The organism is Cypionkella sinensis, from assembly GCF_042646385.1.
Lineage (GTDB): Bacteria > Pseudomonadota > Alphaproteobacteria > Rhodobacterales > Rhodobacteraceae > Cypionkella > Cypionkella sinensis.
Window position 1 is genome coordinate 450,456 of record NZ_JBHRTO010000002.1, and the last position, 24,551, is coordinate 475,006.

At 62.1% G+C, this 24,551-nt stretch carries 26 protein-coding genes; 10 read left to right on the forward strand and 16 right to left on the reverse strand.

Translation table 11 applies throughout. The features are described 5' to 3' along the window. Positions 1 to 28: 28 nt before the first annotated feature. The 4 genes from lpxK to ACFOGH_RS17370 all read right to left on the reverse strand — a co-directional run bounded on the left by lpxK (position 29) and on the right by ACFOGH_RS17370 (position 4,878). Positions 29 to 985: a tetraacyldisaccharide 4'-kinase gene (lpxK, locus tag ACFOGH_RS17355; RefSeq protein ID WP_380074426.1), complete on the reverse strand. Its 957-nt coding sequence runs from the start codon at positions 983 to 985 to the stop codon at positions 29 to 31. Beyond that, positions 985 to 2,175, reverse strand: a complete 1,191-nt coding sequence (locus ACFOGH_RS17360; protein ID WP_380074427.1) for a 3-deoxy-D-manno-octulosonic acid transferase — start codon at positions 2,173 to 2,175, stop codon at positions 985 to 987. Before ACFOGH_RS17360 ends, lpxK begins: the two co-directional genes overlap by 1 nt. A gap of 13 nt (positions 2,176 to 2,188) precedes the next feature. Continuing rightward, positions 2,189 to 2,434, reverse strand: a complete 246-nt coding sequence (locus ACFOGH_RS17365; protein WP_284323602.1) for a DUF4170 domain-containing protein — start codon at positions 2,432 to 2,434, stop codon at positions 2,189 to 2,191. Positions 2,435 to 2,574: 140 nt separating this feature from the next. Continuing rightward, positions 2,575 to 4,878, reverse strand: a complete 2,304-nt coding sequence (locus ACFOGH_RS17370) for a DNA topoisomerase IV subunit A (RefSeq protein WP_380074428.1) — start codon at positions 4,876 to 4,878, stop codon at positions 2,575 to 2,577. Between the two features lie 247 nt (positions 4,879 to 5,125). Between ACFOGH_RS17370 and ACFOGH_RS17375 the strand changes: the two genes are divergently transcribed. The 6 genes from ACFOGH_RS17375 to ACFOGH_RS17400 all read left to right on the forward strand — a co-directional run bounded on the left by ACFOGH_RS17375 (position 5,126) and on the right by ACFOGH_RS17400 (position 9,104). Then, entirely contained in the window at positions 5,126 to 5,536 is a 411-nt protein-coding gene (locus tag ACFOGH_RS17375) for an SH3 domain-containing protein (RefSeq protein WP_380074429.1), read from the forward strand. Positions 5,537 to 5,625: 89 nt separating this feature from the next. Beyond that, positions 5,626 to 6,450 carry an SDR family NAD(P)-dependent oxidoreductase gene (locus ACFOGH_RS17380; RefSeq protein WP_380074430.1) on the forward strand — a complete coding sequence of 275 codons (825 nt, stop codon included), beginning with the start codon at positions 5,626 to 5,628 and terminating at the stop codon, positions 6,448 to 6,450. 67 nt (positions 6,451 to 6,517) lie between these two features. Beyond that, entirely contained in the window at positions 6,518 to 6,727 is a 210-nt protein-coding gene (locus ACFOGH_RS17385) for a twin transmembrane helix small protein (RefSeq protein WP_380074431.1), read from the forward strand. Then, positions 6,727 to 7,299, forward strand: coding sequence for a cob(I)yrinic acid a,c-diamide adenosyltransferase (locus tag ACFOGH_RS17390; protein ID WP_380074432.1), 573 nt, complete (start codon positions 6,727 to 6,729; stop codon positions 7,297 to 7,299). The genes ACFOGH_RS17385 and ACFOGH_RS17390 overlap by 1 nt, the downstream gene beginning before the upstream one ends. 117 nt (positions 7,300 to 7,416) lie before the next feature. Beyond that, positions 7,417 to 8,178 carry an electron transfer flavoprotein subunit beta/FixA family protein gene (locus ACFOGH_RS17395; RefSeq protein WP_380074433.1) on the forward strand — a complete coding sequence of 254 codons (762 nt, stop codon included), beginning with the start codon at positions 7,417 to 7,419 and terminating at the stop codon, positions 8,176 to 8,178. After that, positions 8,178 to 9,104 carry an electron transfer flavoprotein subunit alpha/FixB family protein gene (locus ACFOGH_RS17400; RefSeq protein ID WP_380074434.1) on the forward strand — a complete coding sequence of 309 codons (927 nt, stop codon included), beginning with the start codon at positions 8,178 to 8,180 and terminating at the stop codon, positions 9,102 to 9,104. Before ACFOGH_RS17395 ends, ACFOGH_RS17400 begins: the two co-directional genes overlap by 1 nt. Positions 9,105 to 9,149: 45 nt before the next feature. On the opposite strand, the gene ACFOGH_RS17405 is transcribed toward ACFOGH_RS17400, so the two are convergent. After that, positions 9,150 to 9,977 (reverse strand): DUF6473 family protein, encoded by an 828-nt coding sequence (locus ACFOGH_RS17405; RefSeq protein WP_380074435.1) that lies wholly within the window; start codon positions 9,975 to 9,977, stop codon positions 9,150 to 9,152. A gap of 161 nt (positions 9,978 to 10,138) precedes the next feature. On the opposite strand from ACFOGH_RS17405, the gene ACFOGH_RS17410 reads away from it, so the two are divergent. Continuing rightward, positions 10,139 to 11,014, forward strand: coding sequence for a 3-hydroxybutyryl-CoA dehydrogenase (locus ACFOGH_RS17410; protein WP_380074436.1), 876 nt, complete (start codon positions 10,139 to 10,141; stop codon positions 11,012 to 11,014). Between the two features lie 85 nt (positions 11,015 to 11,099). Here ACFOGH_RS17410 and ACFOGH_RS17415 read toward each other — a convergent pair whose 3' ends face one another. The 7 genes from ACFOGH_RS17415 to ACFOGH_RS17445 are packed head-to-tail and all read right to left on the reverse strand — an operon-like array spanning position 11,100 to position 16,441. Further along, entirely contained in the window at positions 11,100 to 11,981 is an 882-nt protein-coding gene (locus ACFOGH_RS17415) for a lysophospholipid acyltransferase family protein (protein ID WP_380074437.1), read from the reverse strand. A gap of 32 nt (positions 11,982 to 12,013) precedes the next feature. Then, complete coding sequence (locus ACFOGH_RS17420) at positions 12,014 to 12,283, reverse strand: HPr family phosphocarrier protein (RefSeq protein ID WP_380074438.1); 270 nt, start codon at positions 12,281 to 12,283, stop codon at positions 12,014 to 12,016. Positions 12,284 to 12,287: 4 nt separating this feature from the next. Next, positions 12,288 to 12,683, reverse strand: coding sequence for a PTS sugar transporter subunit IIA (locus tag ACFOGH_RS17425; protein WP_380074439.1), 396 nt, complete (start codon positions 12,681 to 12,683; stop codon positions 12,288 to 12,290). 7 nt (positions 12,684 to 12,690) lie between these two features. Continuing rightward, on the reverse strand, positions 12,691 to 13,614 hold the full coding sequence (gene rapZ / locus ACFOGH_RS17430) for an RNase adapter RapZ (protein WP_380074440.1): 924 nt from the start codon (positions 13,612 to 13,614) through the stop codon (positions 12,691 to 12,693). 7 nt (positions 13,615 to 13,621) lie between these two features. Beyond that, positions 13,622 to 14,041, reverse strand: a complete 420-nt coding sequence (locus ACFOGH_RS17435) for an HPr kinase/phosphorylase (protein ID WP_380074441.1) — start codon at positions 14,039 to 14,041, stop codon at positions 13,622 to 13,624. After that, positions 14,038 to 15,729 carry a sensor N-terminal transmembrane domain-containing protein gene (locus ACFOGH_RS17440; protein WP_380074442.1) on the reverse strand — a complete coding sequence of 564 codons (1,692 nt, stop codon included), beginning with the start codon at positions 15,727 to 15,729 and terminating at the stop codon, positions 14,038 to 14,040. The genes ACFOGH_RS17435 and ACFOGH_RS17440 overlap by 4 nt, the downstream gene beginning before the upstream one ends. Positions 15,730 to 15,739: 10 nt before the next feature. Then, positions 15,740 to 16,441 carry a response regulator gene (locus tag ACFOGH_RS17445; RefSeq protein ID WP_380074443.1) on the reverse strand — a complete coding sequence of 234 codons (702 nt, stop codon included), beginning with the start codon at positions 16,439 to 16,441 and terminating at the stop codon, positions 15,740 to 15,742. 367 nt (positions 16,442 to 16,808) lie between these two features. Between ACFOGH_RS17445 and ACFOGH_RS17450 the strand changes: the two genes are divergently transcribed. Further along, positions 16,809 to 18,407, forward strand: a complete 1,599-nt coding sequence (locus ACFOGH_RS17450; protein ID WP_380074444.1) for a phosphoenolpyruvate carboxykinase — start codon at positions 16,809 to 16,811, stop codon at positions 18,405 to 18,407. A 145-nt stretch (positions 18,408 to 18,552) separates the two neighbouring features. Here the strand turns inward: ACFOGH_RS17450 and ACFOGH_RS17455 are convergent, their stop codons facing one another. Continuing rightward, the gene (locus ACFOGH_RS17455; protein ID WP_380074445.1) at positions 18,553 to 19,323 is read right to left on the reverse strand and encodes a sulfite exporter TauE/SafE family protein; all 771 of its coding nucleotides are present in this window, start codon (positions 19,321 to 19,323) and stop codon (positions 18,553 to 18,555) included. A 151-nt stretch (positions 19,324 to 19,474) separates the two neighbouring features. Between ACFOGH_RS17455 and ACFOGH_RS17460 the strand changes: the two genes are divergently transcribed. Then, the gene (locus ACFOGH_RS17460; protein WP_380074446.1) at positions 19,475 to 21,142 is read left to right on the forward strand and encodes an acyl-CoA dehydrogenase family protein; all 1,668 of its coding nucleotides are present in this window, start codon (positions 19,475 to 19,477) and stop codon (positions 21,140 to 21,142) included. A 357-nt stretch (positions 21,143 to 21,499) separates the two neighbouring features. On the opposite strand, the gene ACFOGH_RS17465 is transcribed toward ACFOGH_RS17460, so the two are convergent. After that, positions 21,500 to 22,717, reverse strand: a complete 1,218-nt coding sequence (locus ACFOGH_RS17465) for an MFS transporter (protein WP_380074447.1) — start codon at positions 22,715 to 22,717, stop codon at positions 21,500 to 21,502. 68 nt (positions 22,718 to 22,785) lie between these two features. Further along, a complete protein-coding gene (gene recO / locus ACFOGH_RS17470; protein ID WP_380074448.1) occupies positions 22,786 to 23,517 on the reverse strand; it encodes a DNA repair protein RecO in 732 nt (243 codons plus the stop codon). A 72-nt stretch (positions 23,518 to 23,589) separates the two neighbouring features. On the opposite strand from recO, the gene ACFOGH_RS17475 reads away from it, so the two are divergent. Beyond that, complete coding sequence (locus ACFOGH_RS17475; RefSeq protein ID WP_380074449.1) at positions 23,590 to 24,216, forward strand: Pr6Pr family membrane protein; 627 nt, start codon at positions 23,590 to 23,592, stop codon at positions 24,214 to 24,216. Here the strand turns inward: ACFOGH_RS17475 and ACFOGH_RS17480 are convergent. Then, on the reverse strand, positions 24,195 to 24,530 hold the full coding sequence (locus ACFOGH_RS17480) for a DUF1491 family protein (RefSeq protein ID WP_380074450.1): 336 nt from the start codon (positions 24,528 to 24,530) through the stop codon (positions 24,195 to 24,197). The genes ACFOGH_RS17475 and ACFOGH_RS17480 overlap by 22 nt on opposite strands. Positions 24,531 to 24,551: the final 21 nt, after the last annotated feature.

Genomic DNA, 24,551 nt, shown 5'->3' on the forward strand with positions numbered 1-24,551 from the left:
CTGCGATTTGGTCCCGAGTTGGGACCGTTCAAATTCCCATCCGATCAAAGGCTGCGTCGAGCGGGCCCCAATCCTCGATCCGCAGCCGCACGGGCAGTGTCAGCACCCGAGAACGGAAGGCCTCTGGCAGCCGCACCGCGTCCTTTTCCGTCGTCACCAGTTGCGCCCCCTTGGCGAAGGCCTCGATCTCAAGCCGCGCCAGCAAAGCCTCGGACAAGGGCTGGTGATCATCCAAAGCCTCGCCCCGCACCAGCACAGCACCCTCACCGCGCAGGGTGGCGAAGAATTTCTCGGGCCGCCCGATCCCGGCGAAAGCCAGCACCCGCTCGCCCGCCCAATCCATCCCCATCCGCAGCACTTCCAGCCGCCCCCGCAGAAGCGGCACGCCTTGCACCGCAAAGCCGTCGCCAATCGCCAGCACGAAATCGGCCCGCTTGAGACCCACCGCAGCCGGTTCCCGCAGCGGTCCGGCGGGAATACAGCGGCCATTGCCAAAGCCGACGGCGGCATCGACCACGACAATCGAGATGTCCTTCACCACCGCGGGGTTCTGAAAGCCGTCGTCCAGCAAGATCACCTCAGCCCCCGCGGCCTCGGCAGCCTGCACGCCCGCCGCGCGATCCTTGGCGACCCAGACATCGCAGAAGGCCGCCAGCAGCAGCGGCTCATCCCCCACCTGATCGGCCCGATGCCCCGATGCCACCTGCACCGGCCCGGCGAGGCTGCCGCCGTGCCCGCGGCTGACCACCGCGACTCGCCGCCCGCGTGCGATCAGCCGTTCGATCAGCGCCATCGTGGTCGGAGTCTTGCCGGTGCCACCTGCATTGATATTGCCGATGCAGATCACTGGCACCGAAGCCTGATACCCCGCCCGGCGCAATCGCCGCGCCGTGGCTGCGGCATAGACCCAGCCCAAAGGCGCCAACAGCCGCGCCCATAGGCCCGGTCGATCCGCAGGATTGCGCCAAAACCCCGGTTCCCGCATCAGCTTTCCCCATCCAGCACGCCGCGCGCGAAATCGACCACGCGGTCGGTGACCTCGACCCCGTCCGAGGCCAAAGTCCAGGCCGCCTGCGCCAACCGCGCCGCGCGATCCGGGGCAAGAAGATCGCTGAGCGCATCACCAAGATCGCCCGCAGAGCCGACCGCCCGCGCCGCCTGCGCGGCCCCCAAGCGGCCGAACACGCTGCCATATCCGCCTGGCCTTGGCCCGTAGATGATGGCCGAGCCCAAGGCCGCAGGCTCCATCGGGTTGCGCGCGCAGCCCTCGCCCAGCAATGACCCGCCTAGGTAGCTGACGGGTGCCAGCCGATACCACAACCCATATTCCACAGCCGAATCCGCGATGTAAACCTCGGTTTCGGCATCCGGCTCTTGATCAAGGCCGCGCTGCGCCACGGTCCAACCTTCGGCGGCTTCGATCGCAGCAGCCAGTTCCGCCCCCCGCGCCGGGTCTTGCGGCACCAGAATAAGCAGCAACCGATGTGCCAGCCGCAGGGCCGAGCGGTGCGCCGCGATCACCGCAGCCTCCTCTGCCGCTGGCACATCCACCGCCAGCCACACCGGGCGCGTCGCCATCAGCGCCGCCAGCGCCGCGCGTTCGGGTTCGTGATAGCTGAGCGCCGCCGATGGCTCCTCCATCCGGCCCGAGACGGCGACTTCTGGCGCGCCCGCACGACGAAAGGCACGGGCGGCGGCTTCATCCACCGCCAGCACCTGCCGCACCGATTGCAAGGCCTGACGCATCAGACCCGGATACCAGCCCTCGCGCGCCTTGAGCAGAAACGGCGCGCGGGCATCCACCATGATCATCGGCAAGCGACGTTCGGCAGCCTCTAGCATCAGGGCGGGGCGCACCTCGCCCTCGGCGATGATCGCCAAAGCCGGGGCCCAATGCGCCAGAAACGCCCGCGCCTCGGCTGGGGTGTCGGGCGGCGGCGGCTGATGCAGCATATCGGCGGTCAGCGGCACCGCATCGGGACAGGTCAGCAGCACCGTCACGCCCAATTCTTCGACCAGCCGCAACGCCAGTTGCCGCAAGCCGCGCGCGCAGCCCAACTCAGCCGCGTGCAGCCAGATTAGATCGCCCGCAGGCCGAGCTGGCCGCGCCGCCTCGATGCCAGACGCGCGGCGTCCGGTCAGGTTATACAGCGTGCGGCCTAGCGAAAGTGCCATAAAGAACGGTCGCTTACGCGCCCATCTCCTCGGTCAGCGAGCCCGGCACACCTTCTTCGCGCAGACGGTGAATATGGGCGATGAAATAGCGCATATGGGCATTGTCGACTGTGCGCTGCGCCTCGGCCTTCCAAGCACCGAAGGCAGTCGCATAGTCAGGATACATGCCCACGATATGAATCTGGCTGACATCCTTGAACACATTCTTTTGCGGGCTGACGAGTTCGCCGCCAAACACCAGATGAAGACGCTGCGCCATGCTTGAGGATTCCTGATTGCTGCACCACCGCGCAAGGTAACGGCTGCGCGGGCTTGGTTCAAGGGCGGAAGGGGGGGCAGGGGGGACGCATGTCCCCCCTGCCCCCCCTTGCCCCGGCCTTGCTGCGGGAGCGATGCGGTTCAGTTGAAGCGATTGTCGCGCGGGAAGCCACGCGGGGCCATTCGGCCTGCCGTGGCGCGCGCGCCGATCCATTCGGCCAGATCGGTTTCGGTCCGGGTGCGGCCTGCCGGGTCTTTCCAGGCAAGGCCAGCGGCCAGAACAAAGGTGGTGGCATCCGACAGCCCGCCATCCTTGTATTTCTGCAAGCGCACGCCCTTGCCTTTGGCCATTTCCGGCAGTTCGGTCAGCGGGAACACCAGCACCTTGCGGTTATCACCCACCACCGCGACATGATCGCCCTGCACCTTGCGGCAGATCGCGGTTTTCACGCCAGCACCAAGAGTCAGCACCTGCTTACCCGTCCGCGTCTGGGCCAGAACCTCATCCGAGGCGACGATAAAGCCATCACCGGCGCTGGAGGCCACCAGCAGCTTTTCACCGGGGCGGAAGATTTGCAGATCCACAATCTCGGAATCATTCGGCAGATCGACCATAAGGCGCACGGGTTCCCCCATGCCGCGCCCGCCGGGCAGGTTGACCCCGATCAGCGTGTAGAAGCGACCGTTGGCACCAATCAGCAGGATCTTGTCGGTGGTCTCGGCATGGAAGGCAAAGCGGGCGGCATCGCCATCCTTGAACTTCTGTTCTGCCGAAAGGTCCACATGGCCCTTCAATGCCCTGATCCAGCCCATTTGCGAGCAGACCACGGTGATCGGTTCGCGCTCGATCATCGCTTCAAAGCTGACTTCCTCGACCTCGCCCGCCTCGGCGAAAGCAGTGCGCCGCTTGCCGATCACGGTGTCTTTGCCAAAGCGCTTGCGGATGTCGTCCAACTCGACGCCGATCTGCTTCCATTGCAGCCGGTCGCTGTCGAGCAGATCGGCCAATCCCGCGCGTTCGGCCATCAAGGCGTCACGCTCGGCGATCAGTTCCATTTCTTCCAGACGGCGCAACGAGCGCAGGCGCATGTTCAGGATGGCTTCGGCCTGAACCTCGGTCAACTCGCCATCGCCGGGTTTCGGCGGCACATAGTCTTTCTCGGACATCGCGCGCTTGTGCGGCTTGCCCCAATGTTCGGCCATCAAAGCGGCTTTGGGATCATCGTCATAGCGGATGATGTCGATCACGCGATCCAGATTCAGGAAGGTGATGATGAAACCTTCCAGCACCTCAAGCCGGTGGTCGATCTTTTCCATCCGGTGCTGGCTGCGGCGTTGCAACACATCGCGGCGATGATCGAGAAAGGCGCGCAACACTTCCTTGAGGCTGCACACTTTCGGCTGCCGCCCGTCGATCAGCACGTTCATGTTCAGACTGAAGCGGGCCTCAAGGTCTGAGGTCTTGAACAGTGCCGCCATCAGCATATCGGCCTCAACCGTGCGCGAGCGGGGTTCCAGCACGATGCGGATGTCATCGGCGGATTCGTCGCGCACATCGGCCAGCAGCGGCACTTTCTTGGTCTGGATCAGTTCGGCAAGCTTTTCGATCAGCTTGGATTTCTGCACCTGATACGGGATCTCGGTGATCACGATCTGCCAAGTGCCACGGCCCAAGTCTTCGACCTGCCATTTCGCCCGCGTGCGGAAGCTGCCGCGCCCGGTGCGATAGGCTTCGATCATCGTGGCGCGGGGTTCGATCATCACGCCGCCGGTGGGGAAATCGGGGCCGGGGATGATCTCGACCAAGGCCTCATCGCTGATCGCGGGATCGGCCATCATGGCGTGACAGCCCAGAATCAATTCATCGAGGTTGTGCGGCGGAATGTTGGTGGCCATGCCAACCGCGATCCCTGACGAGCCATTGGCCAGCAGGTTCGGGAAGGCGGCGGGCATCACCACGGGTTCTTCCAGCGTGCCGTCATAGTTGGGGCGGAAATCGACCGCGTTTTCGGTCAACCCCTCCATCAATGTCTCGGCAATCGCGGTCAGGCGGGCTTCGGTATAACGGGAGGCTGCCGGATTATCGCCGTCGATGTTGCCAAAGTTGCCTTGGCCATCGACCAGCGGATAGCGGACGTTGAAATCCTGCGCGAGCCGCGCCATCGCATCGTAAATCGCAGCGTCGCCATGCGGGTGATAGTTGCCCATCACGTCGCCAGATATTTTTGCAGACTTACGGAACGCAGAGGTCGCTGAAAGCTTTAGCTCTCGCATAGCGTAAAGGATACGGCGATGAACCGGTTTCAGACCATCCCGCGCATCGGGCAAGGCCCGGTGCATGATCGTCGACAAGGCATAGGTCAGATAGCGTTCGCCAATCGCGCGGGCCAAAGGCTCGGCAAGGGTTACAGACTCTATCTTGGGGTCATCATCGGGTTCGGACATGGATGTGGTGTAGTGCCGGCCTGCGATCTGGTCCAGCCAGAAAAAGCATCGGGCAGGACGGCAGGGATGGCCGAGGGGGGAAGAATCGCTGTTTTTTCCACTCTACACCGCGTAGGCTCGTGCTATGGGTGCAGCACTTCAGTGGGGTGCCGGCGAGATGTTTAAACTGACCTTTTTCCTTTGCGCTGGTCTTTATGCAGCGATGATTTTTGGTGGGGCCAACCATGGTCAGCAACGGTTTGGCTTGATGGCCCAGCCAACTGCGCCTGAGACCCCAGCCGCGCGCACAGTGCAAGCTGCGCCTGTTGTGGCAGAGATCGCGCCGCAACCCGCCACGCCGGTGGTGGCCAGTCTGACGCAAGCCGCCTTTGTGCCCGATGCGCCGCTGATGGCGGCGACACCGGCGGTTGTAACGCCCGCAAGCGCGGCGGAAGCCAGCGCGCCCGATCTGACGCCGGGCGTTTTGATGGTGGTGAACACGAAATCGGCCAATGTGCGGTCAGGCCCCGGTCAGGATTTTGATGTGGTGGGGCGTCTGGGTCGCGGCGAATCTGTGCTGGTGGTGGTGCAGGGCGAGGGTGCGGATGGCTGGTCGCTGATCCGAATCGAAGGCGATGGCGTTGAGGGCTATATCGCCAGCCGCTTGCTGAGCGAGTGAGTTTCGGCAAGCAGTCGTTCTGCAACTGAGAGATTGTCGAAACCTGCGCCAGCCCTTACCAAGGGGAAAACCCAAAAAGGGCAGCAGGCATGGAACGCACGATTTTGATCACCGGATGCTCGTCGGGCATCGGTCTGGACGCCGCACGCGGCCTGAAAGCGCGGGGCTGGCGGGTGTTTGCCACCTGTCGGCAAGAGCCTGATTGCGAACGGCTTCGCGCCGAGGGGCTGGAGAGTTTCGTGCTGGACTACGCCGATGAGGCGAGCGTCGAGGCAGCGGTGGTCGAGGTGGTGGCGCGCACGGGTGGCAGGCTGGATGCGCTTTACAACAATGGCGCTTTTGCCTGTCCCGGCGCGGTGGAAGACCTGCCGCGTGGCGCGCTGCGGTCGATTTTTGAAACCAATCTGTTTGGCTATCACGACCTGACGCGCCGGGTGATTCCGCTGATGCGGGCGCAGGGCGGCGGGCGGATTATCAACTGCTCGTCGGTGCTTGGGCTGGTGGCGCTGAAATGGCGCGGCGCTTACGTGGCGACGAAATTCGCCATGGAGGGGCTGACGGATGTGCTGCGCATCGAGATGGCCGATACCGGCATCAAGGTGATCCTGATCGAGCCGGGGCCGATCGGCACCGCGATCCGGGAAAAGGCGATCCCGCATTTTGAGCGTTGGATTGATTGGCAAAACTCGGCCCGCGCGGCAGAATACGCGTCCTTGCGCGGGCGGCTTTACGAGGCTGGCCCCAAGGATCGGTGGGAGCTTCCAGCATCCGCCGTCACCGAAAAGCTGATCCACGCGCTGGAATCGGCCCGCCCGAAACCGCGCTATTACGTCACCACGCCGACCCATCTGATGGGCTTTGCGCGGCGTATCCTGCCGACATGGGCGCTGGATTGGATGATCTCGAAGGGCTGATCGGCGTTTTGCAGTTCGCTTTTCCGCATCAAGCGCCTAAATCAGGGGCAACGCGAAAGGAAACCGCATGTTCAGCGACCCTATCTTCATCATTGGTGTGCTTGCCTGCTTTTTGGTGCTGATCATTCTGATGATCGGTATTGGCAGCTTCGCCAAAGGCGGCGAGTTCAACCGCAAACACTCTAACCGCTTGATGCGATACAGAATTATCGCGCAGGCCGGGGCGGTGATCATCATCGTCGGCTACGCCTGGTGGCGCAGCCGGGGGGGCAACTGATGGTCGTTCTGTCGAAGATCTACACCAAAACGGGTGACAAGGGCGAAACGGCCTTGGGCAATGGCGCGCGGGTGCCGAAACATTCGGCGCGGGTCAATGCCTATGGCACGGTGGACGAAACCAATGCGACGGTCGGGCTGGCGCGGCAACATGCCAGCGGCGAAATCGACGCCGCCTTGCAGCGGATTTCCAACGATCTGTTCGATCTGGGTGCCGATCTTTGCACCCCGGATATCGAGAATGATGCCACCGCCCCCTACCCGCGCCTGCGGATGATCGCGGCGCAAGTAGCGCGGCTGGAATCCGAAATTGACACGATGAACGCGCGCCTCACCCCGCTGCGCAGCTTTATCCTGCCCGGGGGAAGCGCCTTGGCGGCGCAGTTGCACCTGTGCCGCACAGTGTCGCGGCGGGCCGAGCGGCTGGTGGTGGAACTGGCAGCCACCGAAGTGGTGAACCCCGAGGCGGTGAAATACCTCAACCGGTTGTCGGATTGGTTTTTTGTGGCGGGCCGGATCGCGAATAATGATGGCCAAGACGACGTGTTGTGGGTGCCGGGATTGACGCGCTAGACGCGACGTCCCGCCGCAAATTTCTGTCGGTTTTGGTCTGTTACCCAAGCCCTCAACACGATATGAGGTCTGCGAGAGCTTGGGCGGCCTTCGGGCCATTGAACGGAGATATGCGCGATGAAGGTTCTTGTACCTGTCAAACGTGTGATCGACTACAACGTGAAAGTGCGCGTGAAAGCGGACGGTTCCGGCGTCGATCTGGCCAATGTGAAAATGTCGATGAACCCGTTTGACGAGATCGCTGTCGAAGAAGCGATCCGGCTGAAGGAAAAAGGCGTGGCAACCGAGGTTGTCGTGGTCTCTATCGGCGTGAAGCAAAGCCAGGAAACCCTGCGCACCGCTTTGGCGATGGGTGCAGATCGTGCGATCCTGATTGAAGCCACCGACAATGTGCACACCGATATCGAGCCGCTTTCGGTTGCCAAGCTGCTGGCCGCTGTTGTCAAGGAAGAAGCCCCCGGCATCGTGCTGTGCGGCAAACAAGCCATTGATAACGATATGAATGCCACCGGGCAGATGCTGTCGGCACTGCTGGGCTGGAGCCAGGCAACCTTCGTTTCCGAGCTGGCGATTGAGGGCGACAAGGCCGTTGTGACCCGTGAAGTTGATGGCGGTCTGCAAACCATTTCGGTGAAAATGCCGACCATCGTTTCGGTCGATTTGCGCCTGAACGAGCCGCGCTATGCCTCGCTGCCGAATATCATGAAAGCCAAGGCCAAGCCTTTGGCCGCCAAGACCCCGGCAGACTACGGCGTTGATGTTGCGCCGCGCCTGAGCGTGGTGAAAACCGTTGAACCCGCAGGCCGCAAGGCTGGCGTGAAGGTGGGCTCGGTCGACGAGCTGATCGCGAAACTCAAAGACGAAGCGGGGGTGATCTGATGGCCGTTCTGCTGATTGCGGATGTGAACGAAGGCGCTTTGGCGACCGACGCCGTTGCAAAAACCCTAGCCGCTGTGGCTTCGCTTGGCGAAGTGCATGTGCTGGTGGCTGGCACGGGCGGCGATGCTGCCGCTGCCGAGGCTGCAAAATTGTCGGGCGTTTCCAAAGTGTTGTTCGCCGATGACCACGCCTATTGCCATGGCATGGCAGAATCCACCGCCGCTTTGGTGGTGGGGTTGGCTGGCAACTACAGCCACATCTGCGGTGCTGCCACCGCGTTCAACAAGAACGTGCTGCCGCGCGTCGCGGCTTTGCTGGACGTGATGGTGATCTCGGATGCGACCGCCGTGGTCGATGCCGACACGTTTGAGCGCCCGATCTACGCTGGCAACGCGGTGCAAACCGTGAAATCGGCGGATGCGAAGAAGGTGTTCACCGTCCGCACCGCCACCTTTACCGCAGTTGAGGCCAACGGCTCGGCGGCTGTCGAGAAAATCGGTGGGCCGGGTGAAGCTGGTCTGTCGGCTTGGGTCGAAGACAAGACCGCAACCTCGGATCGCCCCGAACTGACCAGCGCAGGCATCGTGGTTTCGGGCGGCCGTGGCGTGGGCAGCAAGGAAAGCTTCGATCTGATCGAGAAACTGGCGGACAAACTGGGCGCAGCCGTGGGTGCTTCGCGCGCAGCAGTCGATTCGGGCTATGCGCCGAACGATTGGCAAGTCGGTCAGACCGGCAAGGTCGTGGCGCCGCAGCTTTACGTTGCCGTCGGGATTTCCGGCGCTATTCAACACCTTGCCGGGATGAAGGACAGCAAAGTCATCGTCGCGATCAACAAGGATGAAGAAGCGCCGATCTTCCAAGTGGCTGATTATGGTCTGGTGGGCGATCTGTTCGCCGTGGTGCCGGAACTGATCGAAAAGCTGTAGCTTCGTGTGCATCGCAACAGAAGGGGCGCCTTGCGGCGCCCTTTTTTACATCAGCCGGTGAATGGCGGGCATCAGAAGATCGGCCACTTCTTGATGCGCCACAGGCCCCGGCAACCCCGCCGCAGCAGGGGCCTGCATCGGGGCAAAGGCCATCCCCTCTACCCCCTGCGACAGCGCAGCATGGCTGATGACAGCCTCGACATATTCCGCAGCGGGCGCACGGATGGCGGCGATCATCTCGCTGTCAATCAGCAACGGCTGGCGTTCCAGATTGACCCGCCGTGTGGGCGGTGGTGGCGGTTGATCAGAGACCCAGAGCAGAATCACCCGTGGCCCCAGCCGTGACAGCAACAGCTTCATCCGCGTCACCCATGCCGCGCGCAGCTCTTCGGCCACCACCTCAAACTTGTCGGCAGAGGCGGCCTGTAGCGACATCAGCATGTGCCGGGTGAAATTGAACTCGGTAAAGTCAACGCGCGGATAAATCGCGCGCAGCAGCGGCGTGGCGCCCAGAAAGCGATCATTGCGGCGTGGATGCACGGCATAGTAGCGGTTCGACAGGTTCTGTGCGCCCAGAATCTGCACCACCGTCACCGTGGCTTGGGCCGCGACCTTTGTCACCGCAACCTCATTCAGAAACACATCCGGCCCTGCGTTCATGCAGCCCAGATTGGCGACCGGCAGACCCAACTCCCGCTCGATCAGATCGGGGAAAGGCGCGGGCACGAATTTGCCATAAGTCTCGGTGCCCCCCAGCACCGCCACATAGGCCCGTTCGATATCACGCCTTGGCCCGCGAAACAGAATCCGCGAGTCGCCATAACGGCACGGAAAATAATCCAGCGACCCCTCGCCGGGAAATACATACGCCATAGCCCACCCATTCGTCTTAACACCCAAGATCGACTCTGCCCGAATCGCCTTTCCAAATCGCTAATGCGGGCATTTGTGGCGAATTGTTCCCAAGCGCCACAGGGTTGCGCCTGCCCCCCATGGCTGCGTATGGTGCCGCACGGCAGCAAAGGGGCGTTGGTATGGAAATCCGGTCGGTGGGCATCGTAGGGGCGGGGCAGATGGGCAACGGGATTGCGCATGTGTTCGCGATGGCCGGGTATGATGTGCTGTTGAACGACGTAAACCCGGACATGCTGGCCAAGGCCATCGCCACCATCGACAAGAATATGGAACGCCAGGTCAGCCGGGGCAAACTCGCCGCCGAGGACAAGGCCGCGGCGATGACGCGGATCAAGACCACGGAAGTGCTGGCCGATCTGGGACCGCTGGATCTGGTCATCGAGGCTGCAACTGAAAAGGAAGCCATCAAGAACGCGATCTTTGACGGGCTGTTGCCGCATCTGGCGCCGCAGACGATCCTGACCTCGAACACCTCGTCGATCTCGATCACGCGGCTGGCCAGCCGCACGGATCGGCCGGAGAAGTTCATGGGCTTTCATTTCATGAACCCGGTGCCGGTGATGCAACTGGTGGAACTGATCCGGGGCATCGCCACTGACAAGGAAACCTATGATACCCTGCTTGCCGTGGTCGCCCGTCTGGGCAAGACCGCTGCAAGCGCCGAGGATTTTCCGGCCTTTATCGTCAACCGCATCCTGATGCCGATGATCAATGAGGCGGTTTATACGCTGTATGAGGGCGTCGGCTCGGTGAAGTCGATTGATGAGAGCCTGAAGCTGGGGGCCAATCATCCGATGGGGCCGCTGGAACTGGCGGATTTCATCGGGCTGGATACCTGCCTTGCCATCATGAACGTGCTGCATGACGGCTTGGGCGACACCAAATATCGGCCCTGCCCGCTGCTGTCGAAATATGTCGAGGCGGGCTGGCTGGGGCGGAAGACTCAGCGCGGGTTTTATGACTATCGCGGCGAGACGCCGGTGCCGACGCGGTGATGGTCCCGCGTTGGGACCACTTCATATCACTTTGAGATCAACAGGTTAGGCTTCGCCATTCACCGCCCGTCAACCATGCGGGCTGTCAGGCCTTCTTGCCCAGATCCAGCGTATGCTCACGCAGCCAGGCCAAGAAGCCACGCGGATTGCCTTCCCATTTGTCCAATTCGGTCGCCGGGATCGGCGCGCCAATATAAGGGCGCTGTGGTTTGAACAGGGCGCGCTTGATTTCATACAGCAGCAGGCCCTGCCGCAGCGTATCCGACAGCTTGTTGGCGATCAGAAACGCGCGTGAGTTCTGGCCGGTGAAATGCATCGGCAGGATCGTCGCCCCCGAGCGCTGGATCATCTTATGGGTAAAGACGTTCCATTCGGCCTCAATCGCCGGACCAAAGTAGCCTTCCGACATCGCGACCTTGCCCGCCGGGAACACGATGATGGCACCGCCCGCCTTCAGATGCGCCATGGTTTCCGTCCGCATCTGCAGACCCAGTTCGCGGGCGTTTTCCTCGTGCGGGAACGGCACCGGAATCATGAATTCGGCCACTTCGGGAATACCCGTCAGCAGGCTGCGGGTCAGGATCTTGAAATCGGACCGCACGCGGTTGACCATTTCGGCCATGATCATGCCATCGACCAGCCCATGCGGATGGTTTGCCACCACCACCAGCGGCCCGGTTGGCGGGATCAGCGCGATTTCTTCGGGCGGCGTATCAATGCGGATGCCCATCTGCTTGATCGCCTTGGGCCAGAACGGCGAGCCGAACGGCGCGCCCGAACGCTCAAAATCGCGGATCAGGCGCAGCAGGGTGATCTTCGCCGTCAGCCATTCAATCGCGCGGATGGTTCCGGCCTTGAACGGGTTGGTGAAGGTGCCGGCATAGGACAGCCGCCGCATGTCATATTCGCGCTTGACCGATGGCGGCCCCGCAGCAATGACGGTCTCTGTCTGTGGCGTATCTGTCACGAAGCCTACCTAAGCCTTCCCCGTCGCGCGCCTCAGAACTCTTCCCCGAAGCGGTTGGCCACCAAATCCGCCAGAGCCGTGGCAAGCGCCGCGGCTGCAGGCCCACTGGTAGAGACCTCAATAGAGGTTCCGCGAGAGGCTGCCAACATCAAAAGCCCCATGATGCTGTCACCCGACACAGTCATGCCGTCTTTGCTGACTTGTGCCGTTGCGTCATATTCTTCAACGACCTCGACAAACTTGGCCGAGGCGCGGGCGTGCAGGCCCTTTTCGTTCATGATTTGCAGCGTTTGCGCGGCCATATGTTCAGGCCCCCCCGCCCAGATCCAGCGAATTGATGTATTTGCGCCCGGCCTCAAGCGCCGCAGCCACGGCTTCGGTCACGGGAAGTTCGCGCGATTTTGCCAGCTTGATCAGCATCGGCAGATTTGCGCCGTAGATAATGCGCCGCTCGGACGCGGCACAGGCCATCAGCGACAGATTGGACGGCGAGCCGCCAAACATATCCGTCACCATCACCACGCCCTGCCCCTGATCGACCGCATCGGCGGCGTCACAAATCTCACGCTGTTTGGCGACACGGTCGTGGTCATCCTCAATCGCGATCGCCCGCATGGAGGTCTGCGGACCTACCACGTGTTCAACCGCGGAAAGATATTCCCGCGCCAAGCCGCCATGTGCCACGATCACGATACCGATCACGCGTGTCTTACCTCGACCCTAGAGCAGGCGACGTCGCTGCCCTGCGTTCCAATTCACGGTGCCGTTTTGACACCGGCCAGCCCGCTTCTGCAAGCACCTTGCCCAGTTTTTCTGCAACTGCAACAGAGCGATGTTGCCCCCCGGTGCAGCCAAAGCCAATCGACAGATGCGCCTTGCCCTCTGCAAGATGGGCCGGAAGTAGCATCAAAACAAGGCCCTGCAACCTTTGGAAGAAATCCGCGAACCGCGGGTCACTTTCAATATGCGCGGCCACGGCAGAATCGCGGCCGTCTTTCTCGCGCAGATCAACCTGCCAGTAGGGATTCGCCAGAAACCGGCAGTCAAAAACCATATCCAACCCGCGCGGCAGCCCGCGTTTGTAGCTGAACGACTGCACCGAGACCGCCATATGTTCCGTTGCGTCACGGTCAAACCATTTGCCGATCTCGGCCTTCAGATCATGCGGCGACATCTCGGTGGTGTCGATCAGATGATCGGCGCGCACCCGGACCGGGGCAAGCAGATCAATCTCGCGCGCGATGCCTTCGGTGGGGGTTTCCATCGGGGCAAGCGGATGGCGGCGGCGGGTTTGCGAATAGCGGCGGATCAACTCACCGGGATCGCAATCAAGATAGATCAGTTCCAGCCCGATGCGCGGATCGCGGGTCAGCGTGTCGATCAGTTCGATCAGGGCGGTGGTGTTGAAATCGCGGTTGCGCACGTCAAGACCCAGCGCAATCGGGCGGCCCAGGCTGGGGCCATCAATCAGACGCGGCACCAGCGACAGCGGCAGGTTGTCGATCACCTCGAACCCAAGGTCTTCCAGCGCATGAATCGCGGTAGACCGCCCCGCGCCCGAGGGGCCGGTGATCAGCACCAGTTGATGCTCTGGTCCAGGTTCGGGTTGCCCCGGTGCGGTTACAAGCGTCACGTCAGCCTCATCCCAGCCTTGCCCCTTTCAGATAGCACAAGACCGAAGCTGGAAAATGGGGGGTTTGCGCGCCAAGAACAAGGGGAAGCGAAACGCCCAGCAAAGTTGTGATCCGGTGTGGCGACAGACGCGCAGTCTCGGTCTGATCCAGATCGACCACAAGTTGCAGCGTGGCGCTGGCACAGGGGGGCGCATGCAGCAGCCCCACGCCGCGCGCTTCGATCATGCCAGACAGCGCGGGTGGGCAGGTGGCGACAAGCTGTTGATCTTGCGCGGTGATCTGGGTTTGATCGTCGGCCACCAGTTCGGCGCCAAAGGCCATCAATTGCAAAGCCAGCGCCGATTTGCCCGCCCCCGCAGCGCCCAGGATCAGCACCGCGCGGGTATTGACCGCAACGCAACTGGCGTGCAGCAGCAGGCTGGTCACACCGGCAGACCAACCACAAACCGCGCGCCCAGCGGGTCAGAGGTGGGGTCGGCATTGGTCGGGCGGATGTTTTCGGCCCAGATCACGCCACCATGCGCCTCAACAATCTGTTTGCTGATCGACAGGCCAAGGCCCGAGTTATTGCCGAAATGTGTTGGCGGGCGGTCGGAATAAAAGCGCTTGAACACCTTGGTCAGCGCCTGTTCTGGGATGCCGGGGCCAGTGTCTTCGACCACGATCAGCACGCGGTTTTCGCGCCGGCGCGCCCAGACCCGCACCGCATCGCCATCATCGCAGAACGACACCGCGTTGGTGATCAGATTGACGAACACCTGCGCCAAGCGGCCCTCGAGCCCGTGGATCTTGATCGGTTCGGTCGGGAAATCGGTGATGAATTCAACATTTTTCTCGCGCGCCTGATCACCCAGATATTCGGTCAGATTGGCGAGGGTCTTGATAAGGTTGAATTCTTCCTCTTCCTCTTTCACCAGTTCGCTATCAAGCCGCGAGGCGTTGGAGATATCGGAAACCAAGCGATCCAGCCGCCGCACATCGTGTTCGATGACGTTCAGCAGCTTCTCGCGGTGTTCTTCTTTCTTCACCATCCGCATCGAGCCTACGGCAGAGCGCAAGCTGGCGAGCGGGTTCTTGATCTCATGCGCGACATCGGCGGCGAATTGTTCGTTCGCGTCGATGCGGTCGTAAAGCGCGGCCACCATGCCACGCATCGCCACCGAAAGACGGCCAATCTCATCCGGGCGGGCCGCCAAATCGGGGATACGCACGCGGCCCGGTGACATCTTGCGGGCGTCACGGTCACGGCCCAGTTCTGCCGCCGCCGCCAGATCGGACAGCGGGTTGGCGATGGTCGAGGCCAGCACCAGCGACAGGCCGATCGAGACCAGCAGCGCGATCACGAACATCTGCAGAATCTGCTCGCGCTCATAACGCACCAGACGGTCAATCTCGCCCTCGGCCGAGGTCAGCACGATGACGCCAATCGCAGCACCGCCGTATTGCACCGGGCTTGCCACCGAAAACTGTGCGCCGCCATCGGGCCCGCGTCCGGTGTTCACCGCAACATTGCCGGTCAGCGCACGGGCATAAAGGTCACGCGCCAAAGCCTCGGCATTGGCGGCGGCGGGCGGCTTGTTGCCCATGCTGACAAGGCCCGAGACAGCCTCCCATATGCCATTCAGAAGATCGGTGATGATCGTTTTGCGATCATCGCGCAATGCATCGCCTGCACGGGCTTGGCCAATCTCATGCGTGACAAGCAAACCTTTGGGATCAAATACAAAAACCTCTACCCCCGGCGCAATCGCCAGACCCGAAAGCTGGGTGGGCAGCGCGCCGTTGGTGTTGGCCGCTACGGTTTCGACAACGTTGGAGATCAGCTGCGCCTCTGTCACCAGCGCTTTTTCGCGCTGCAACACCAGACTGTCGCGGAACGGATTCATGAACAAAACCCCGGCGACCAAGATCACCAGAGCCATGATGTTGAACACGATAATCTTGCGCGCCAAGGGCGAGCGGTTCAGCGACACAATCCCGCGCCGGCCGCGACCTTCTGACAGGGCGCTGTCTGCCACCACCTCGGGCGAGACCCAGTCTTCACCCAACAGCAACTCGCCCGGCTTTTTCGCCGGGGTTGCGTCTTTCATGGATATGTTTTGCGCCGCTGTCATGGCCTCGCTGTCACTCTTCGTTGTAGCGATAACCAATGCCGTAGAGCGTCTCGATGGCCGAGAAATCGTCATCGACCGAGCGCATCTTCTTGCGCAAGCGCTTGATATGGCTGTCAATCGTGCGGTCATCGACATAGACCTGATCGTCGTAGGCCACGTCCATCAGCTGATCGCGGCTTTTCACAAAGCCGGGGCGCTGCGCCAGTGCTTGCAGCAGCATGAATTCGGTCACGGTCAGCGAGACATCGCGGCCTTTCCAGGCCACCGAATGCCGCAGCGGATCCATCCGCAGATGCCCACGCTCCATGATCTTGGTTTCTTCGGTCACGGCCACTTCGCCGGTGACAATCGCATCATTGCGGCGCAGCAGCGCGCGGATGCGTTCGACCAGAAGCCGTTGGCTGAACGGCTTTTTGACGTAATCGTCAGCCCCCATCCGCAGGCCGAGAACCTCGTCAATCTCATCATCTTTCGAGGTCAGGAAGATCACCGGCATGGTGGATTTCTGGCGCAGGCGCTGCAACAGATCCATGCCATCCATCCGCGGCATCTTGATATCCAGCACGGCCATGTCTGGCATACGGCGGTTGAAGGCATCCAGCGCGGATTGACCGTCGTTGAACGTCTCTACCTCAAATCCCTCAGCCTCAAGAGTCATCGACACCGACGTCAGGATATTCCTGTCGTCGTCTACAAGGGCGATCCTTGCCATGTTTGGGCTTCCCTATACTGCTCGGCTTGCCTGAACTGCTTGCCTGATTTTTGACACATATTCCGTTTTCCTTGCCCCGTTAGCAACTGCTAACTGCGAATCACCCTATGCCAGAGACTCCATCAGGCGCTAAATTTCCAAATGAATGACTAATTTGCCGCAGTTTTCCGATCTGCTCCAATTTGGTTGCGCTAACCCGAATTTGGTTGCGCTAACTGTCGCGGCGCGTCCTATTCCCTGAAAAATCCGCATGTTATACCAAAGACACGAGACCCAGATCATGGGTTTTCGCAGAATTGCCCAAAGTTGGGGCATACCGGGTTGGAAACTATACCGCCGCATATTGGCGGGAACGGGAGCTTGCAGGATGACGAACGGACGCGTGAACCCATCGCAACGGTTGGAAGATCAGGGCATCAGCGGGCTGGGGCGCGTCTATTATAACTATATCGAGCCTGCGCTGGTCGAAGCTGCCGTTGCCCGTGGCGAGGGTCGCTTGGGCAAGGGTGGCGCGTTCCTGTGCAGCACCGGTCAGTTTACCGGCCGCTCGCCCAAGGATAAATTCGTCGTCCGCACTGCTGCTGTTGAAGATACGATCTGGTGGGGCAACAACGCCGCGATGGCGCCGGAGGCGTTTGACCGGCTTTATGCCGATATGCTGGCGCATATGCAGGGGCGCGAGTATTTTGTGCAGGACCTGTTCGGCGGCGCCGATCCGGTTTACCGGCTGGACGTGCGGATGGTGACAGAACTGGCCTGGCATGGCCTGTTCATCCGTCACATGCTGCGCCGCCCGGCACGCGCCGAGTTGGACAGCTTCGTGCCGGAATGGACGGTGATCAACTGCCCGTCGTTCGAGGCTGACCCGGCCAAGCATGGCTGCCGCACCTCGACCGTGATCGCGCTGAACTTTGACCGCAAGATGATCTTGATTGGTGGGACGGCCTATGCGGGCGAGAACAAGAAAGCGGTGTTCACGCTGCTGAACTATCTGCTGCCGGAAAAAGGCGTGATGCCGATGCATTGCTCGGCCAACCATGCGATTGGCAATCCGGTGGATTCGGCGGTGTTCTTCGGGCTTTCGGGCACCGGGAAAACCACCTTGTCGGCGGACCCGTCGCGGATACTGATCGGCGATGATGAACACGGCTGGTCGGATCGCGGCACCTTCAACTTTGAGGGCGGCTGCTATGCCAAGACCATCAACCTGTCGGCAGAGGCAGAGCCGGAGATTTACGGCACCACCTCGCGCTTTGGCACGGTGGTCGAGAATATGGTGTTCGATGAGGAAACGCTGGAGCTGGATTTCACTGACAGCAGCCTGACCGAAAACATGCGCTGCGCTTATCCGTTAGAGTATATCTCGAACGCTTCGGATACCGGGATGGGCGGGCATCCGAAGAATGTGATCATGCTGACCTGTGATGCTTATGGTGTGCTGCCGCCGATTGCACGGCTGACGCCGGCGCAGGCGATGTATCACTTCCTGTCCGGCTTCACCTCGAAGACGCCGGGGACCGAGCGCGGGATTGTCGAGCCGACGCCGACATTCTCGACCTGCTTCGGCGCACCATTCATGCCGCGGCGGCCGGAGGTCTATGGCAAGCTGTTGCAGGCAAAGATCGCGCAGTTTGGCGCGTCGTGCTGGCTGGTGAACACCGGCTGGACCGGCGGCAAGTTTGGTCAGGGCAAGCGGATGCCGATCAAGGCGACGCGGGCTTTGTTGACGGCGGCGCTGGATGGCAGCCTGTCGGCAGGCGAATTCCGCCGCGATCCGAACTTTGGCTTTGAGGTGCCGGTTTCGGTGCCGGGGGTGGATGCGACCCTGCTGGACCCGCGTGCGACCTGGGGTGACAAGGCGGCTTATGATGCGCAGGCGAAAAAGCTGGTGGGCATGTTTGCCGACAATTTCGCGCAATATGTGCCGTTCATTGATGCCGATGTGAAAGCGGCGGCGATCGGCTGAAACGGGCAGGCTGGTTTGCGGCATCAAGGCTGGGGGTTTTGCACCCCCCGCTACGAAGTTTCTTCGCTACTTCGTAGCAAACTTCTGCGCACCCGGCAGAGTATTTTTGCCAAGATGAAGGCAAATTTTAGCTAAGGTTTAGGGATCAGAGGCCCAAAGCGCGGCGCATCAGGTTGAGGCCGGTCAGCACCAGCAAGATTTGCGTCCAGCGGCGGAATTTCGATTGATCGAGGCGGTCTTGGATGGCGACGCCGAGGCTTTGACCGATCATGGCGGGCACGACGAGGGCGGCGGAAAACGCCGTTCGGCTGGGTGTCATTACGCCCGAGTGCAGATGGGCCGCCAGCAATACGGACGCACCGATCAGAAACACCACGCCTTGCACGCGGACGGTTTCGAGTTTGTCGGCCTTGATCGACAGCAGGTAAACCAGCAAGGGCGGGCCCCAGACGCCCGAGAGGCCGCCGTAAAGCCCACCAATCGCCCCCAGAATCCATTCGGCGCGGGCGCGGTGTTCCAACCGCAAGGCCAGTCCGACCCCGGCCAGTTGCAGGGCCGCGAAGGCGGTGATCGGCATGCCCAGCAGCAGCAGGAACAGGTCTTGCGGAATCACCCGGACGAATTGCGCCGAGATCAGGATGAAGATCACGGTGGCGATCAGCATCCGGCGATAGGTGACGGCGGTTTGCCAAGCGGGGGCGAGGCCGTGGCGGAAGGCTTGGCTCAGGTTTGAGATCAGCGTGGGCAGGATCAGTCCTGCGAGGGCGGTTTCGGGCGGCAGGAAGCTGGAAAAGGCGGAAATCATGATCATCGGCATGGCAAAGCCCACCGCGCCTTTGACGAAACCCGCAAAGCAGGTGATGGCAAGCGCTGCCGCGAAGGCGTGCGGGGTCAGCCCAGCCAGTATGTATTCCATCTGCACTCTCCCTTGCGAGCCCTGTCTAAGGCAGCCAGAAGCGGTGCGCATCCCGAAAATCCGATGCGACATTTTCGGTCTTATGGTCACACTCATGCGAATTATTATTGCGCTGCGAATGCGAAGAGATTAGTCATTTTGCAGATGCAGCATGTGCGAGGACGGGATGGCTTTGGATCAGAACTATGGTGTGATGGCCGATCTGCTGGGGTTGACGGCCAAAGCGGTTCCCGAGGTTGAGGCGCTGTTTGAGCGCGGGCGGGCGGCGCTGCGCGAGCGGGTGACGGTGGCGGGCAAAGTCTCGGCCAGCGCTATGGAACAGCAGCAGTTTGCGGCGCATAGCCTGTCGTGGCTTGCGACCTATACGGAAGCCTTGCGGCAGTTGCGGGCTTGGGCGGGGCGGTTGCAGGCGGATGGGCGGTTTGGCGAGATGGAGGGGCTGATCCTGCAGATCGGCTTTGGCGAATATCTGAGCCAGATCTACGGCGGCATCCCGATGTCGCAGGGCGAGATGGCGCGGTTGGGGGATCTGGGGATTGAGGCGGCTCCGGGGGCTGCGGCTGGTCTGTTGATGGCTGATGGCAATACGCCTGCGGCGCGGATGCGGCTGGTGGCGCTGATGCAGGACAATCAGGGGCGCGCGACCTTTGGGGCCAGCGGGCTGGATGATGAGTTGGAGATGATCCGCGACCAGTTTCGCCGGTTTGCGGATGAAAAGGTGGCTCCGCAGGCGCATGGCTGGCATTTGCGCGATGAGTTGATCCCGATGGAGATTATCGAGGCGTTGGCCGAGATGGGGGTGTTCGGGCTGACGATTCCTGAGGAATTCGGCGGTTTTGGCTTGTCGAAGGCCTCGATGGTGGTGGTGTCTGAGGAGTTGTCGCGCGGCTATATTGGTGTGGGGTCGCTGGGGACCCGCAGCGAGATTGCGGCCGAGTTGATCCTGTGTGGCGGTACCGATGCGCAAAAGGCGCAGTGGTTGCCGAAGCTGGCCAGCGGAGAGATTTTGCCGACGGCGGTGTTCACCGAACCGAATACCGGCAGCGATCTGGGGTCTTTGCGCACCCGCGCAGTTGAGGGGCCGGAGGGCTGGGAGGTGACGGGCAACAAGACCTGGATCACCCATGCGGCGCGCACCCATGTGATGACGCTGCTGGCGCGTACCGATCCTGAGACGACGGATTATCGCGGGCTGTCGATGTTTCTGGCGGAGAAGGTGCCGGGGACCGATGCCGAGCCTTTCCCAACGCCGGGGATGACTGGCGGCGAGATTGAGGTTTTGGGCTATCGCGGCATGAAGGAATACGAGCTGGCGTTTGATGGCTTCAAGGTGAAATCCGAGAACCTGTTGGGCGGGGTGCCGGGGCAAGGCTTCAAGCAGTTGATGCAGACGTTTGAGAGTGCGCGCATCCAGACGGCGGCGCGGGCGATTGGCGTGGCGCAGAATGCGCTGGAAGTCGGGATGCAGTATGCGATTGATCGCAAGCAGTTCGGCAAATCGCTGATCGCGTTTCCGCGGGTGGCGGGGAAGCTGGCGATGATGGCGGTTGAGGTGATGATCACGCGGCAGCTGACCTATCACTCGGCTTGGGCTAAGGATCATGGCAAGCGCTGCGATCTGGAGGCGGGGATGGCCAAGCTGCTGGGCGCGCGGGTGGCTTGGGCTGCGGCGGATAATGCGTTGCAGATCCATGGCGGCAACGGCTTTGCGCTGGAATATCAGATCAGCCGTATCCTGTGCGATGCGCGGATTCTGAACATCTTCGAAGGGGCGGCAGAGATTCAGGCGCAGGTGATTGCGCGGCGGTTGCTGGATTAGGCCGGGGCGATATTCACGCGGTTGGGTGCAGCAAGCTCTGGGCGGAAACAGGAAACGCATCGCGTTTCCCCGCCCGTGTGCGCGGCCTCACCCTGTAGTCGGCTCAGCAAGAAACCCCCTGAGGCCAGTGCCCGACCCGGCGGGCGAGAAGCGCCAGCCATGGCTGCGTCGCGCGCTGGCCGGGCCTTTGAGACCCGGCGGTTTCAGCGGCACCTGCACCGCATGGCGAAGGCGATGGCCTTCGCCAGAATGTCGGATGTGAAGGGCGATCCGCCCAGGGTGCAAGGCTTCCCATCTGGGAATGACTTGTGGAATTCTCGGGCTATTCTGCCCCTTTCCACAACATGTTGTGGTCCGCTAAGGTCTGCCGCGGGATGGGCGCAGAATGCCAAGGCGGGGATGCAGCCCGCCCGCGATGACATAGGCAGCGGCAAAGGCCAGACCCGAAGCCGCGAAGATGAAGTTCAGCGGGGCGACCCACAGCACCAGCCACGCCATGCCAGGGGTGGCGATGCCCGACACATCGCGGAAGCTGGAGTAAACGGCGGCCATCTCGGCCCGCTCGGACGGTTTGACTGACATCATGAACGGCAGGCCGCCCGAAACATCCAGCATCACCAGCCCGAACGACCCCAAGAACAGGCAGGCGATGGTGATCCATGGTACCGGGGCGGCGATGGTGGCGGCACAGAACAGGATGGCGCAATAGGCCAGCGCCAAGCGCAGCGCGATGCGGACCGAGCGTTTGCGCACCCATGACGCCATGAACGGCGACAGCAGCAGCGTGGCGTTAGAGACCGACAGCATGAAGCCGCCGAGTTTGTCGCCCAAGCCGGTCTCGATGCAGAACACCGGAACATAGACGACATAGACCCACCAGCCGCAGGAGCGGATCACCGCAAACAGCCAGCCCGCGATCAGACGCGGTTGGCGGAAAAAGCGGCCCAGATAGGCCAGCGGATTGACGGCGGGGCCTTTGGCGCGGGTGATCTGCTTGCCCGAGCCCAGCCGCAGATACCAGAACACCCCGAACAGAACCACCGCGAACACCGCCGCCACGATGAACGGCAAAGGCGCCCAGAGTGCCCGCATATAAACGCCGCTCATCGGGCCAATCGCCCATGGGGCTGCGGCATAGACCATTTGCAGGCTTTGCGTGCGGCCCAGATCGGCGCGCGGCACATAATCCAGCACATAGGCGTTGAAACAGACAAAACAGGTGACGGTGGCCATCGACATGATCAGGATGCCCAGTTGCACCGACCATTGCGTGCCAAGGATGAACAGCACCATCGAGATCAGATACAGCACGCAGCCCGCCGAATAGACCCAGCGGCGCGGCCAGATCTGCGTCAGGCGCGGCACCAGCAGGCCCCAGAACAGCGTGATCACCCCCGCCGTCAGGTAAACCGTGGACAGGTTCTGCGCCGAGCCGAAAGCGTCATAAACCGCGATTGGAATGGTGGAGATCAGCGTGCCGCGCACCGCAGCCTCTAGCCCAGCAAGCAAGGCGAAGTGCTGAAGTTTCGGGTTGGCGGAGTGTTTCAACTCCAGTGACTGATACCGCAGGGCCATGCGGCACTTTGGCTTGGCTTGGGGGATGGGGTCTGTGCTGTGCGCGACGGCAGTTAGGCTGTCCGCGACTATTCTTGGTTTGCGCTGTTTTTCGCCATAATGGCCAGCAAACGGGCACGCGCCTCGGGCAAGGGCTTGCCGTTCAGGGTGGGCTCTAGCGCGCGGTGCAGGAAATGCCCTGTCAGCGCAAGGCCTTGGGCGATCTCTACCGGGCTGGCGGGCCCCTGCCCCAGCAACACCTGCGGCAAGGGCAGCAGCCGCCCTGCCCAATCGCCCGCCGCATCGCGGTTTACCGCGCGCCCGGTCTTGGGGCTGACATAGGCGAGGTCTTCGCGGCTGCCGGTGATGGCGCATTGGGTCAGATCAAGGGCGAAACCGAGTTCCTCCAGCAGATGCAACTCCCACCGCAGGTAATCGGGCGGCCAGCCGGGGGTTTGCAGCGCATCCAGCAATGCGATCGAGCGGGCGTAAAGGGCGGGATGCGGCTCGCGGTCGGGCAAGGCGGCACGCAGCATGGCGCAGATGGCGTTCAGGCCCGCAAGGTTCAGCCGGTCGGCCAGCACCCCGGCACGGCTGCGCAGGGGTTCGACCTTGAAGCTGCCGATCTGTTCGGAAAGCCGCGCCTGCCAGACGACATCCACTTGGCTGCCCGGCTGCAACACCGCCGCCATGCGACGCGAGGCTCCGCCGCGCACAACCCCGGCGTGCCGACCATGCGCATGGGTGAACACCTCGACAATCGCCGAAGTTTCGCCCTGCGGGCGCACCGAAATCACCGCCCCCTGATCGCGCCATTCCATGCCCGCAGTATCGACGCAGCGTCACCGCAGGGCAAGCCTTGCCATTTGATCAAATATCCGCAGATTGCAGGCATGTTTGCCCGCCAGATCTTTACGCGCCTGACCGCATTTGCCCTTGCCGTTGTCGGCCTTGCTGCGCTGCGTGCGCAGTTTGACGCGCTGACCGGGGTGGCGCTGGCGGTGGATCGGCTTTGGGCGATGGCGGGGTATTTCACCATTCTGACCAATGCCCTGCTGGTGGTGCATCTGCTGGCGATCACCAAGGGCTGGCAGATTTCGGCTGCCCGTGCCGCCGGGCTGCTGGTGGCGATTGCGACGGTGGGGATCATTTATCACGCTTTGCTGGGCAACCAGTTTCCCACCGAGGGCCTTGGTTGGTGGGCCGATCTGGGGCTGCATACCGTGATGCCCGCAGGTTATGCGCTGTGGTGGCTGGCCTTTGCGCCGAAGGCGGTGCGCTGGCGGGATGTGCCGCAATGGCTGATCTGGCCCGCGATATATGTCAGCTACGCGCTGATCCGGGGGGCGCAGACCGGCAGTTGGGCCTATGGGTTTCTGAATGCTGATGCCTTGGGCTGGGGCCATGTGGCGCGGAATCTGGCGCTGCTGTTGCTGGCGGTCGGGCTGCTGTGCTGCGCGGTGGCGGCGCTGGCCCGTATCTTGCAGTCGCGCATGCTTCAGTCGCGCAATCCCGACTGATCAAGCAGGGTGCGGCCCTGACGGTCTTCCATCTCGATCACCCACAGATCGCGGTCGCGGCTGCGCTGGCGGGCGATCACGGCATCGACCTCGGCCTCTAGCCCCTCGACCAACACCACCCAGACGCGGGCATCCGCCAGCAGATCAAAACTGCGCTGATAGGCGCGGGCCTGACCGTTCAGCAGCGCGACCTTCACCAACACCGCCCCCGCCGTCGGATCGCCCTTGGCGGTGACGTAAACCGGGATATCCGCCAGCCGCAGACGGGTCAGATAAGCCGAAACCCAAAGATCAGAGGTGAGGCGCGCGGTCATGGTCATCCTCTCTGCCCAAAT